Here is a 13563-nt window from a genome sequence, read left to right as displayed (position 1 = left end):
TCTCAGCTAGTTCTCCTCTATAAACAGTACCTTAAACGCTTCCTCTGCTGTTTCTACACTATGAATATCAAGCCCAAGATGCCCTGCCGGAATATCCTTAGCATTTTCTTTTGGAATGACAAGCGTCGTAATCCCCGCTTGCTTTGCTCCATACGCTTTTTCAAAAACGCCACCGACTGGTCTGACTTTACCTTGAATCGAAATTTCACCTGTAACAGCGACATTTTGACGAATTTTTCGTTTTGTTATTGCTGAAATAAGCGCTGTTAAAATTGCCGTTCCCGCTGACGGGCCATCAATATTGCCCCCGCCAATTACATTGACATGTGCATCATAATTACTCAAATCTTCGCCGGTAATTTTCCGTACCACTGCAGCGGCATTAAAAACCGAATCTTTTGCCATATTTCCTGCAGTTTGATTAAAACGGATCGTTCCCTTGCCCTTCTCGTTGGCTGGGAATACCACGGCTTCAATTTCTATAACAGAACCAATGTACCCCGCGACACCAAGTCCAAAAACTTTACCGATTTCACCTTTTTCGGAAGCTTTTTGGGTTACAAATGGAGAAAGTCTACTTACTTGCACGACTTTATAAATATCTTCTTTCTCTATCACAATTTGGTCTATTTCTTCAACATCATTGTTTCTTTGCAATGCCAGACTATATGCATCCGCTAAAATATTAATTGCCTTACGGCCTTCAATCGTATATTCGCTGATCAAACGTGCTACATCATCTTCTAATATAACTTTAAGCTTCTCGGCAGCAACATACACAATTTTTTCAATATGCTGTGGTGTAAGTGGCTCAAAGTAAATTTCTGCACACCGTGAACGAAGTGCCGGATTGATATAGCCAGCTTCACGCGTCGTCGCACCAATCAGAACAAAGTCGGCAGGTGCCCCTTCTTCAAACAGTTTTCTAATGTATTTAGGCACAGATTCATCCGCCGGATCATAATAAGCAGAATCAAAAAAAGCACGTTTATCTTCCAGAATCTTCAGCAGCTTATTCTGCAGCATCGGATCCATCTCGCCAATTTCATCAATGAACAAAATACCGCCATGCGCATCTGTTACCAAGCCTGGTTTCGGTTCAGGCACACCACTTTCCGCAAGATCGCGTCTTGCCCCTTGGTAAATCGGATCATGAACAGAACCAAGCAACGGATTTGTCATATCATGGGGATCCCACCGCAGGGTTGTTCCATCAGATTCTACAAATGGCGCATCTTCTGCAAAAGGCGTAAACTTCGCCTTCCGTGCCTCCTCCAATACCAACCGCGCAACTGTCGTTTTTCCGACACCCGGCGGTCCATAAAGAATCAGATGCTGCGGGTATGGCGAACTAAGTTTAGCTCTTAGTGACTGCACCGCCCGCTCCTGTCCGACAACTTCCGCAAGTGTAGCCGGACGCAGCAACTCCATCACAGATTTCGTTAATTTCGTACTTTCCAATTTCTCTAATTCAGCGAAACGTTTTAACGTTTGCGCAGTTTCCACACTATTCTCTTCTTTTAGAACCTGTGTGCGAATTTCCTGCATATATTCTTGATGTCGTTCTTCCATCTTTTCGACGACTTTCTTCTCAATCTTATCCTCAACGGTCCGTCTTGCCATTGAATCGGCAATCTCTTCTTCCAATTCGTCTAACAACATTGGGATTTCTTCTGTCGTTGGCAGCTTATCAAAGGTTGGGTTTTCAAAAACGATCTTTTGTAGCGCCAACACTCTTTCAGCAACATTCTTTGAACGCATCTGTTCCAATGCATCCAATTTGCCTGCCTTTAATACCAGTTTTTCTGAACCGATAACATCCGCCAGCAAACCATACAAAGCCGTCACTTGTCGATTAATCAAATCTTCGCTTTCCAAATTCACTTCTTCCTGACCATTGCCAATCAGTCTTTTAAAAAACTTTTTCATGCCCTGCCTCTTTCTAGCCCGCGATTATGTGTACCTTAATCTTACTTGTAATTTCAGGATGCACTTTGATTACGGCTTCGTAATCACCAATCCCTTTTATGCCTTCTTTCACTTCAATTTTACGTTTATCTATATCGATATTATGATCTTTTTTCAACGCTTCCGCGATATCTTTACCCGTTACCGAACCAAAAAGTTTCCCGCCTTCACCGATTTTTACGGGAATTGTTACTTCAATCTTGCTAAGCTGCGCTGCCATTAAATTCGCTTCATCCACGGCTTGCTGCTTCTTACGTTCTTCAGAACGCTTTTGCTGATTTACAGCATTTAAATTAGTTGCTGTAGCCTCAACCGCATAGCCTTTTGGTAAAAGAAAGTTTCTTGCATAGCCTTCTGAAACTTCTAAAATATCACCTTTTTTACCAACTTTTTTAACCTCTTGCTGCAAAATCACTTTCATGTTTGTCACTCTCCTCAATATAGTTCACGCTCAGTTCAACCACTTTGCGTTTTAAATCTTCTAAACTAATATCTTTTACTTGTGCGCCGGCAACATTTTGATGTCCCCCGCCGCCAAATTGTTCCATAATAACCTGTACATTAATTTCACCAGTGGAACGTGCACTGATCCCAACACCATCTTCAAACGGAAATAATACCAAACTCATCCTTACATCTTCAATCCGCAGCATAGAATCAGCTATTTGAGCTGCAGTCACTTGTGCATTTGGCGTATTTTCCGGACAGCTGGTCACGATCAGCCCGCCCTTCAAAAATTCTGCCCGACTTAAGGCTCTGGCTTTCGCCCGTGTGCTTTCATAATCCGTCCTGAATAGATGTCTTACCATTGCAGGATCTGCCCCAGAACGTCTAAGATAAGCAGCAGCATCGAACGTCCTTACTCCCGTCTGTACTGCAAAATTTTTCGTATCAACAACAATGCCTGCATAAAGTGCAGTCGCATCCATTTTCGTTAAACTCATATCGTCTCCAAAGTACATCAAAAGCTCTGTCACAAGCTCACTTGTCGAAGAAGACGAAGGTTCTATATAGACCAGCAACGGACTATGAATAAAGTTTTCTGATCGACGATGATGATCAATTACAATCACATTGTCTACACGATCCAACAACCCTGGTGCAGCCGTCATATTTGGAATATGCGTATCCACCACAAATAAAGTTGCATTCACCGGTATAATGCTCGTCGTCTCACTTGCACTGATAAAAGAATCTGTATACGCCGCATCATCTTTAATCAGATCCGTAAATTTATCAATGCCTTCATTCATTTCGCTTAAAATAATATGCACTTCTTTTCCAAGATGACGCGCCATTTTCGCCACGCCCATAGAAGCACCCAAACTATCAAAATCTTCATTATGATGACCCATAACAAAAATCATATCGGAATTCTCAATAATCTCATATAAAGCATGCGCGACTACGCGCGCTTTCACCCGTGTATGCTTTTCTACTGCTTTGGACTTACCACCATAAAACTGCGTCTTGCCGTCAATTTGTGCAGCAACCTGATCTCCGCCGCGCCCCAATGCCAAATCCAATCCACCCTTAGCAATCTCACCAAGTGCAATTAAACTTAGTCCATCACCAACTGCAACGCCGATACTGAGTGTTACCGGGAATTTATTAGCTCCATGAATTGAACGAACTTTATCCAGGACATCAAACTTATCATGTAACGTTTTATCCAAAGATCGCCGATCCATAATTACGATGTACATATCATCCGATATTCTCTTAATAAATGCTCCAATTTCAGTAATCCACTCATTCAAGCATTTATTAATTTCAACCAATAATATCGTCCGCTGCGCTTCACTTAGCCCTTGTAATACTTCATCATAATTATCAATTTGCACATAACAAAAGGCCGGTTCACTCATTTTTTTCTCGATTTTGATGTTTTCAACTTCAGTTACATTCGTAACATAAAAAACCATCAAACCATTGGAATCGTCTACATTCAAAATCGGTCGATGCTTGACCTGATAAAACTTATCTTCAGATTGAAAAACATATACACCATCTTTGCCCCAAATAGGTTCAAAAATAAAACTTTCCCAAAACTCTTTAATTGCCGTCCCAATTAAAGACTCTTCCGGAAACCAGCGATCAAACTCCTTATTTACCCATTTCACACGACCATCCATACCAAGAATAAGAATGGCAACCGGCATTTGATCAATTGCATAATTAGATAATTCATTTAAATTTTTTACGATATTATGGTAATACTGCTCCAACGCCTTCTGTTGATCATTGCATCTTTCTTGACCATAAACAAACAGCGAAGCTACCAAAATCAATCCAATTAAAGCAACATATTGATTATAAAGCATAATCACCAATAATAGCCCAATTACCACAATTAAGTGAATACGAATATCCAGCCAATTAGACGAATTACGAGGCATACAAAAACCCCCATTTCTTAGTTTATCTAGTCGTCATTTCACTTTCCTTAAAAAATTTTACGACATACTAGATAAATTCAGCTGAAATCCAGATGCATTTTTATTGCATCTAGCACCAGCCTCACATACGCTAAAATTACTTTCTTATCGCAAAACGTTTACGATAATCAAAGATGATATCAAATAAGCCGATCAAAGCTACGATATGAAACATTCCACTTGTTAAAGTTAAAATCAGTATAATACCACGAATAAATTTCGACAAATTGTACCGATCCGCTGCATAAAACAAAATTGCAAGTCCCTGAATAAAAGCTAAAATACTGGCAAACATATTAAAATTCATCGAAGCATTGGTCAACAACTCGATCTCGCGACTAGCGCCCCAATACATTCCAATTAAAGAAAAAGCATAGATATAGACTAAGACCACAGGTAATTTCCATTCTTTAAACGGTGGCAATTGTGGGATATTTTTATTGCCGATTCGTCGTAAAACTATACCTGACACAATAAAGTTAATATAAGTCTCAAATAAGCCGGCCAAAATAATCGTAACCGGTACAAGCTGCTTTACCGTTTCCAAGCCATTCTTAAATTTCTCCGCAGCTGCAGCAATCTCTGCTTCGCTCATACCCGAACTGCGATATACTTCCAAAGATTCATCAAAAGCCTGATTCATGACATCCATTTGAATATCCATCGGATTTACCTGAATCAACAACAAGCTCACTGCCATTACAACTAATATTGAAACGATTGCAGATGCCGAACTGATTGCCAAACACCGTACCGCACCATATCCCTTGCGATATGTATATCCTAACACGACACCAATGAAACCGCAAACAACTACAATACTAATTGCCTGTAAGGGACTAATTAACATAGCAATCAAGACCCCGGCAATGAGGGTAGACATTATTCCCCAACGCGCACCATGTCGTACAACGAGCACGACAATCGGCAACGGCAATATAAATGCCACCAATGAACCAATGATCGGAATATACAGGCTAATCAGCGACATAGCGACAGCAATCGCAGCCAAAATTCCCCCTTCTACCATCGGTTTCACTCTTCTATTTTCCATTCTTTCACCTCTTCTGTTCTAAAAAGCGCTTTAACTTCGAAAAATCGCCAAAACGATTTTCCAGTGCATCATTATTTTTACTATAATCTTCTAATTTATGCTCCACAGTTTGATCCATGTCCACAAAACTGATTCCTAGGCGCTTTCCTAATATATAGCTATAGATAATCAGCTTTGCCAAAGCTTCTTTTATTGCCAATTCACTATTTTCTGCCATAGCTTTATAAAGCACACCTATCGTGCTGATCAAATCTGCCTTTAAACCTTCTATTAAACGCATTGTCTTGACAATATCTGATTCTTGGGAAAACAAAATAACTCCCCCTTACACCCATCTGAGATAATATTCTAACCAGATTACCATTCTTCCTGCTTTTCTTTCATTTCTTTATGATAAAATGTAGTATACTGTATAAATAAAATTGAGGTGATACCAATGAAGCATGAAGATTTTATGAAAATAGCCGCCTTAGAATCCCAGCACAATTTAGCTGAAAATAACGGTGGGCCATTTGGTGCAGTCATTGTAAAAAACGGAACCATCGTAAGCAAAGGGCATAATGAAGTATTGAAAAATAACGACCCGACCTGTCATGCTGAAGTACAAGCAATTCGACAAGCTTGTCAAAACTTAAAAACATATGATTTAACTGACTGTGTATTATATACATCTTGCTACCCTTGTCCCATGTGTTTGAGTGCAGCCATTTGGGCAAACATAAAAACCATTTATTATGGAAACACCGCGAAGGACGCTGCCGACATAGGGTTTAGAGACGATTTTATCTACCATTTTATCGAACATAAATGCAGCAATGAAAACGTTCTCAAATTATTACCACTTGGCCGTTCATTTACGATTCAAACATTTGAAAAGTTTAAACAAAAAATTGATAAAACAATTTATTAACATAAATAAACGCCAGATATACTTTGATTTCTGGCGTTTTTTCATCTATCTTAGTTTTCTATTTTATGTTCTGAGCCAATCATAAGCCAAAAACATAGTCCTGCAAACAACTCGCTCAGCATGATTACGATCCCCATCGGCAATGCGGTAAAACTTCCCGCTATACCAACCAATGGTGCCATAAAACCACCGGATATATTAGAAAAAAAGCCAATTAAAGCCGCCGCGCTCCCTGCCATTTTCCCCTGCGCCTGCATCGCTAATGAAAAACTGCTGGAAGCCACAATTGGCAAACTCGATACAGTAAAAAATAACGGTATCAATAACATCAAAAGATTGCCATGCAGCACGATACTTAGCATGAGAATACAGCTACTTATCATCGCGAGAAAAAGTCCAAATTTCAGCAGTTTATAATCTGAAACGCGTCCAGATAAAAACCCCGTAAGCTGACCAGCAATAATGAGTCCCAGCCCATTCACTGCAAAAATCAAACTAAACATTTGCGGAGACACCGCATAAATATTTTGCAAAACAAAAGGAGATCCAGAAATATACGCAAACAATCCAGAAAAAGCAAAGCCTTGCATCAAACAATGTCCCATAAAATAACGCTGACTACATAAAGACCGCACAGCAACAACCGTACTTTTCATCCCGCCATTCAAACGATTTTCTTTCAATAAGCTCTCTTTGACAAAGAAGAATACAAAAAGAATCAATACCACGGCAATGCCTGCTAATACGATAAAAACACTTCGCCAAGAAGAAAATGCAAGAATCTGACCACCCAATACAGGTGCAGCAATTGGGGCAAAGCCATTGACTAGCATAAGCATTGAGAAAAATTTAGTCAATTCATACCCTGCATATAGATCACGCGCAATCGCTCGTGCAATGACAATTCCGGCCGCTCCAGCCAACCCCTGCAATAAACGCAAAACAAGAAAAACCCATATCGAAGTCGAAAATGCACAGGCAATCGATGCAAAAGCAAAAACTGCTAAACCGATCAACAAAGGCTTTCTTCTGCCGCGAATGTCACTAATCGGGCCAACAAACATCTGCCCGAATGCCATCCCAATAAGGCATGCAGTTAAGCTCATTTGCACCAAAGACGTTGTCGTCATAAATTCACCGGCTAAATTCGGCAATGCAGGTAAATACATATCAATTGAGAGCGGTCCCACCGCGACCAAACCCCCGAGAATGACTGGCAGCCACCTTGTAAATGAATTAGCAAACTCACTTTGATTCATTGCTTTTTTCCGCTCTATAGAATTTGCTTCTTCCATAAAAATAAAACCTCCATCACCATCATTTCATAAAATATACCTATCGTAAGGGAAATTCTATCAAATGTCAAATTTATTAGACGCAGCACGAGGCCATATTCAAAATAGATCGTCTAATTTTCCCAGTAAAACCTAAGAAACTCCACTCAGAAAAATGTAAAAAATACCGACTTGCTAAAATCTGCTCGTTGTGTTCACACAAACAGATTTTTTACACAAGTCGGTATTTTTTAAGTTATTATTTGGACACAATACGACAAACATTGTACAATTTTTCATCGATTGTCTTTTTCATTGCCAAACCTTCTTCGATTGAAAAATCTACAACGTGATCATCTTTAATTGACACCAATCGATTACCGATCCCTTCTTTTAACAATTCAACCGCATGATAGCCCATCTTCGTTGCATTTACACGGTCAAATACAGTCGGCGCTCCGCCACGCTGGATATGTCCAAGCACAGTCAAACGCGAGCAGATTCCAGTATCGGCCTCAATTTGCTTCGCAATTTCTGCAACTGAATCTTTACAACCTTCAGCAACGATAATAATGTGATGTGTTTTTCCTGATTTTTGCGCAGCCAAAATTTTATCAGAAACATCTTTCTTTATATCGTATTCCTTCTCGGGAATCAAGACCGTAGTTGCACCTGTTGCAACGCCAACATTCAGTGCCAAATGCCCAGCATGCCGTCCCATAACTTCTACGATACTGCACTTTTCATGACTCTGCGTAGTGTCTCTAAGCCTGTCCACCGCTTCCATTGCAATATTGCAAGCAGTATCAAACCCGATGGAGTAATCCGTACAAGCAATATCATTATCAATCGTCCCCGGAATTCCCACTGTAGGAATGCCTAATTTACTTAACGCAGCAGCGCCGCGGAAAGAACCATCCCCGCCAACTACAACGATTCCATCAATGCCAACCTTTTTTGCGGTCTCATACCCTTGTTTTTGACCCGCGAGTTCTATAAATTCCAAGCATCGTGCAGTATAAAGCATCGTACCGCCACGTTGTATAATATCGCCAACAGAACGATTGTCCAATTCGACAAAATCACCATTCATCAATCCATTATAACCACGCCGAATTCCTATAACTTCTAAACCAAATTCATTTGCGCTTCTTACGACAGCTCGAACAACTGCATTCATTCCCGGCGAATCTCCGCCACTTGTTAGGACCCCAATTTTTTTAACTTTACTCAAATCACTCATCCTTTTAGTAAAAAATTTAATCTACATTACTTTGTCCTTCTCTCTATATAAATACTACATTTTTACCTTGTATGCAATCCTTATTTAAGAATTTTTATCAGTAAAATTTACCGAGATAAACTGATTTGCATGTTTCAAATCATCCTGCCAGCTTGTACTGCCTGTATACCAAAACTCCGCTACATAAATTCTCACCCCGAGTTTCCAAGTCGTATCAATCACTGTTTTAAAATTTACATGTCCTGTTCCAAACGGAATTTCTCTGAATTTCCCCGGGACAGTTTCCTTTAAATGGCAAGCAACAATATGTCCTGCGCCGCCTTTCATATCAGCAACTACATTTTTTTCATATAAGACAGCGGCATTTGTAAGATTTCCGGCATCTGGATAGATTTGAAGATATGGCGAATTTATTTTTCCAACATAAGCAATTGCTTTCTCCACTGTGTTCATAAACTCTGTTTCCATTGTTTCAAAACCTAGCAGCACGCCTTTTTTAGCCGCCATACATGCACATTTTGCAAGATTTTGCTCAAACATCAACCTCGTTTCTTTGGAGGATTCCTCGTAGTAGACATCATACCCAGCCAGTTGAATAATTCGTACGCCTAAATCACAAGCAAGATCTATCGCTTTCTCCATAATTTCTAAGCTTCTCTCACGAATTTTAACATCTTGGCTGCCTAATGGATATTTGCGATGTCCACTTAAACAAATGCTCCGGATCGGGATGCCGATTTCATCCATAGAGTCGCAAATTCGTCGTCGTTCAGATTTGGGCATTTCTAGACGGGACAACTTCTCATCCGTTTCATCGATGCTCATTTCTAAAAAATCAAACCCTGCCTTTTTTGCCTCCTGTAATTTCTCCTTCCACGATAAATTAGGAGGCATTGCTTTTTCATATAACCCAAGCATATATTGTTTCATCATTGATCACGCTCTTTCTCAAAACTTAGTAAAAAATTACCCGCTCTATATTCCTAATGAAAAAGAAACAAAGAGCGAGTAAGTCAAAACGATCTCATCCTTATTTTTGTCCGTAATATGCTTTCGGACCGTGCTTGCGCAAAAAATGTTTATCCAGCAATACCTTTGGCATATGCTCTACGCTTCCTTGCCCCAACCGCTCTGTATTAAAGGCCATCATGGCAACTTCTTCAAGCACAACAGCATTATGCACCGCCTCAAAGGCATCGGCTCCCCAAACAAAGGGTCCATGATTTTTTACCAATACCGCCGGCATATAATCCGGATTGATATTTTTAAATGTATCTACGATGATCCTGCCGGTATTATATTCATAAGCACCTTCAACAGCCTCTTTCGGCATATCTGCTGTACAAGGAATTTCACCGTAAAAATAATCCGCCTGTGTAGTTCCATATGCATGAATAGACCTGCCCGCCTGTGCAAATACAGTTGCCCAACGCGAATGCGTATGTACAATACCGCCAATATTTTGAAATTCCTGATAGAGCTTTAAATGGGTCGGTGTATCAGAAGACGGTTTCAAATCCCCCTCTATCACTTTACCAGTAAGATCCACAACCACCATATCACTCGCCTGCATTTTATCGTATTCAACCCCGGAAGGCTTTATCACAAACAGACCGTTTTGACGATCAATCGCAGAAACGTTTCCCCATGTAAAAGTGATCAGACCATATTTAGGCAGCAACATATTCGCTTCATATACTTTTTGTTTTAAATCTTCTAACATGCTATCTCACACTCCATCTAAACGATCAATCCGTTACCAAATATAAAACAGCCTCGCCGATTTCACGATTTGCAGAAATAATAATATCCCGTTCCTGCTCATGTATCACCGCAACATTACTAGGGCCTATCTCTGTTTCAATCGTTGTTTTTACATACGTACCATCTTTATATTGAATATAAAATAGATCTTTCGCATGCCTTCTTTGGCCTCCGATAATCGTTGGTACGCCTCTCAGTGAACCACCCCAAACAACATGGCCAAATTCCATTTCCTCCGGATATTGATACACAACTTGATATCCATCTACAGTCTTTTTGTTAATTAAAAACTGATTGCCATGAAACGGTTCAATCGTCACCAATTCATCCACACCATCACCATCTATATCAACGACTGCGATATCACTGACAGGGCGATCTAGGAGCATTTCGACCTTCCAGTCTTCACCGACTTGCTGCGGTGGTGTAACGACAAAAACACCTTCCTCACAAGTCACCATGCCTACCATCTTTCCTTGCCATTGCACGCGGCTATACCCATGATTCTTCGTCAGGCCTTCCTGAATCACCTTAAGTGTAATGGGCTGATTCAAATCATCTGGAATAAGACCGACATAGATTTTCCCCGGATCTGACCAATCCTCTTTATCGGTTTTACTCGTACAAAGTGTACAGCCAATAAAATAATGGACACCATTGGCCGTTAGGATATCAAATCTATGCACATAAGGAAGCTTAAATAAAGTTTTTATCTCCCATGTGTCATTGGCTTTTGGGCTTGCCCAGACAATCGTAGCATTCTCCGATTGAAACGTTGGGAAAAAATTTTGCACGGCTAAAAAATCTCCATTTTTCCCGGGAACAGCGACCATCGACATTGTCCCCCCTGGCCCGTCCCATACCGTAGACTGTTTAAATTCCGGCCCTGCGTACATATAACAAGAGCCCTCACCCTCCGTCGCCAGCAAAATTTTTTCTTCGCCATCTATTACAGTACTGCTTGTCGCGTAACAACGATGCAATTTCGTTAAAAACTTCTTCTCAATTTTCATGACAAACCCACTCCTATTTGCAGCAATAACATTACATTCAGACGTATATACGATTCTATTTATTCACAATCTGCTCTGTAACTTTTTCCTCGATTTCTTTTTCTGATAATAAATTTTTAAGCCCAATAACCGTAATTCCCTTTGCTGCTGCATTTGTAAATGTCCCAAGGAGAGACTCCGAACAAACAACAACATCATAGTTTCCTGCCTGAGATTTTGCGTCGCCAACATTTGTATGATAAATACTAGCGTCGATACCAAGCTTTTTAAATACTTTTTCTAGCTTCATTTTAATAATCTGACTTGATCCCATACCACTGCCACATGCAGCAATCACTTTTAACATCATGCACACCCCATTTTTATTTACAATATCAATATGTAGAACGAATCTTTACGCTTTTTCACCTTTAACCTCGAGATATTTATCATAGTCTTCTGCAATCAAGAAATAGGTCTCTTTATTTTGCCGATACAAAATTTGCGGAATCATCAATAAGACGATGACGATTGCAGCAACACCAATATATTGGCCATAATTCATAATCACGCCAAATAGCGGCCAAACCGTATCCCAGTCAAAATTTCCATGCCAGCCGCCAAATTTACCGGTCATAAAGAAGTACGCGGCAAAAGCGCCGCCAAGCACCTGTGTAATTCCAGAAAAATAAGTAATAATGACAGTTGCTTTAATTCCGCCTAAGCGATTCGCAAATACTGCAAACGTTGCATTATCAAAAAATAACGGCACGAATCCGCTGATAATAAGGATAGGACTTTGGAAAACGAGCAATCCGATAATGGCGGTAAATTGGCCAAGTGCACCGCACAAGAAACCAAGCGTTATCGCATTTGGATGTCCAAATCCATAGGTTGCCGCACAGTCCACCGCTGGCATAGATCCCGGTAAAATTTTATTAGAAATACCCTGAAAAGATTCCGTCAATTCCGATACGAACATCCTAACGCCCAATTGCAAGATTGTTAAAAACACTGCGAAATTAAAGGATTTTTCCACAATATAAAACGCAAAATTTTGCTCTTTACTAAAACTCTTATCAATTTTATGCATTAAATCCGGGCCTAAAATCGTGATAATTGCCCCAAAAAACACAAGCATTAAAATACCAGTTGCTACAACATTTTCATTGAAGATCGACAAAAATCCCGGCAGTTTTAAACTTTCAATTGACTTCTTTTTATCGCCGATTTTTCCAGCAATCTTTGATACAAACCAAATGCCAAACATTTGTTGATGTCCCGTTGCAAATCCGCCGCCTTCCGTCAGCTTTTGACAAGGTTCGACCGTGAGATTCGATGCAACGGACCAATACGCACCAAGCAAAATCCCCAACATAGCTACAACACCGATATCCTGTAGCTGTGGAAAACAAAAGAGGACTAACCATAAAGCAGTAGACGACTGCTGTACCATAACGTGTCCGGTGATAAACAAAGTTCGAATTTTCGTATATTTTCTAAACAAAACAAGCAGTAAATTAAACATAAAGGCGATTAATAAAACTAACATCATCATAGAAAATGAGCGCCCGACACTTTCGACAGAAGCTTGTGCGGCGGCTTGTCCAAAATATGGATCAATCACAGCTGCAGATAAATCAAAACGATCCTTCAATCCCGCGAGTACTGGACGGAAATTGCCGACCAGTCCACCGGATGCTACCATCAAAATCATATAACCAACTACGGCTTTAATAAATCCAGCCAAAGCTTCATAAATTGGTCTTTGCAATAATAAATATCCAATAAATACAATCAAGCCAACAAAAAATTGCGGTTTTGTCAATACATTATTTTGGAAAAACTCCCAGATGCTCATCAAAAATTCCATAGGTGAATACCTCCTATAATTGCGATTTTAAAACACACAAAATAAAT

Annotated in this window: 13 protein-coding genes; 1 reads left to right on the top strand and 12 read right to left on the bottom strand. The window is 40.0% G+C overall.

The features are described from left to right. Positions 1-6 precede the first annotated feature (6 nt). The 5 genes from lonC to BN6559_RS10250 form a co-directional block, all read right to left on the bottom strand. On the bottom strand, positions 7-1929 hold the full coding sequence (gene lonC / locus BN6559_RS10270) for a Lon family ATP-dependent protease (protein WP_110954622.1): 1923 nt from the start codon (positions 1927-1929) through the stop codon (positions 7-9). 13 nt (positions 1930-1942) lie between these two features. Beyond that, positions 1943-2389 carry a 50S ribosomal protein L9 gene (gene rplI / locus BN6559_RS10265; protein WP_110954621.1) on the bottom strand — a complete coding sequence of 149 codons (447 nt, stop codon included), beginning with the start codon at positions 2387-2389 and terminating at the stop codon, positions 1943-1945. Beyond that, entirely contained in the window at positions 2361-4367 is a 2007-nt protein-coding gene (locus tag BN6559_RS10260; protein ID WP_110954620.1) for a DHH family phosphoesterase, read from the bottom strand. Before BN6559_RS10260 ends, rplI begins: the two co-directional genes overlap by 29 nt. Positions 4368-4503: 136 nt before the next feature. Then, positions 4504-5460 (bottom strand): YybS family protein, encoded by a 957-nt coding sequence (locus tag BN6559_RS10255; protein WP_110954619.1) that lies wholly within the window; start codon positions 5458-5460, stop codon positions 4504-4506. A 4-nt stretch (positions 5461-5464) separates the two neighbouring features. Then, positions 5465-5773 carry a MazG-like family protein gene (locus BN6559_RS10250; protein WP_110954618.1) on the bottom strand — a complete coding sequence of 103 codons (309 nt, stop codon included), beginning with the start codon at positions 5771-5773 and terminating at the stop codon, positions 5465-5467. Between the two features lie 123 nt (positions 5774-5896). Between BN6559_RS10250 and BN6559_RS10245 the strand changes: the two genes are divergently transcribed. Then, complete coding sequence (locus tag BN6559_RS10245) at positions 5897-6370, top strand: nucleoside deaminase (RefSeq protein ID WP_110954617.1); 474 nt, start codon at positions 5897-5899, stop codon at positions 6368-6370. Between the two features lie 50 nt (positions 6371-6420). On the opposite strand, the gene BN6559_RS10240 is transcribed toward BN6559_RS10245, so the two are convergent. From BN6559_RS10240 to BN6559_RS10210, 7 genes are all read right to left on the bottom strand, one after another. After that, the gene (locus BN6559_RS10240; protein ID WP_234407829.1) at positions 6421-7665 is read right to left on the bottom strand and encodes a multidrug effflux MFS transporter; all 1245 of its coding nucleotides are present in this window, start codon (positions 7663-7665) and stop codon (positions 6421-6423) included. A gap of 238 nt (positions 7666-7903) precedes the next feature. After that, entirely contained in the window at positions 7904-8887 is a 984-nt protein-coding gene (gene pfkA, locus BN6559_RS10235; RefSeq protein WP_110954616.1) for a 6-phosphofructokinase, read from the bottom strand. A gap of 84 nt (positions 8888-8971) precedes the next feature. Continuing rightward, positions 8972-9820, bottom strand: a complete 849-nt coding sequence (locus tag BN6559_RS10230) for an L-ribulose-5-phosphate 3-epimerase (protein ID WP_234407828.1) — start codon at positions 9818-9820, stop codon at positions 8972-8974. A gap of 97 nt (positions 9821-9917) precedes the next feature. Beyond that, positions 9918-10610 (bottom strand): L-ribulose-5-phosphate 4-epimerase, encoded by a 693-nt coding sequence (locus tag BN6559_RS10225; protein ID WP_110954615.1) that lies wholly within the window; start codon positions 10608-10610, stop codon positions 9918-9920. A 25-nt stretch (positions 10611-10635) separates the two neighbouring features. Further along, positions 10636-11664, bottom strand: a complete 1029-nt coding sequence (locus BN6559_RS10220) for a hypothetical protein (protein ID WP_110954614.1) — start codon at positions 11662-11664, stop codon at positions 10636-10638. Between the two features lie 55 nt (positions 11665-11719). Continuing rightward, complete coding sequence (locus tag BN6559_RS10215; protein WP_199883919.1) at positions 11720-12013, bottom strand: PTS sugar transporter subunit IIB; 294 nt, start codon at positions 12011-12013, stop codon at positions 11720-11722. 45 nt (positions 12014-12058) lie between these two features. Beyond that, on the bottom strand, positions 12059-13516 hold the full coding sequence (locus BN6559_RS10210; protein WP_110954612.1) for a PTS ascorbate transporter subunit IIC: 1458 nt from the start codon (positions 13514-13516) through the stop codon (positions 12059-12061). Positions 13517-13563: the final 47 nt, after the last annotated feature.

Origin of the sequence: Massilibacillus massiliensis, assembly GCF_900086705.1 — a bacterium.
In the GTDB taxonomy this organism is placed as follows: Bacteria; Bacillota; Negativicutes; order FLKF01; family FLKF01; genus Massilibacillus; species Massilibacillus massiliensis.
This window is presented reverse-complemented; position numbering and strand designations above follow the sequence as displayed.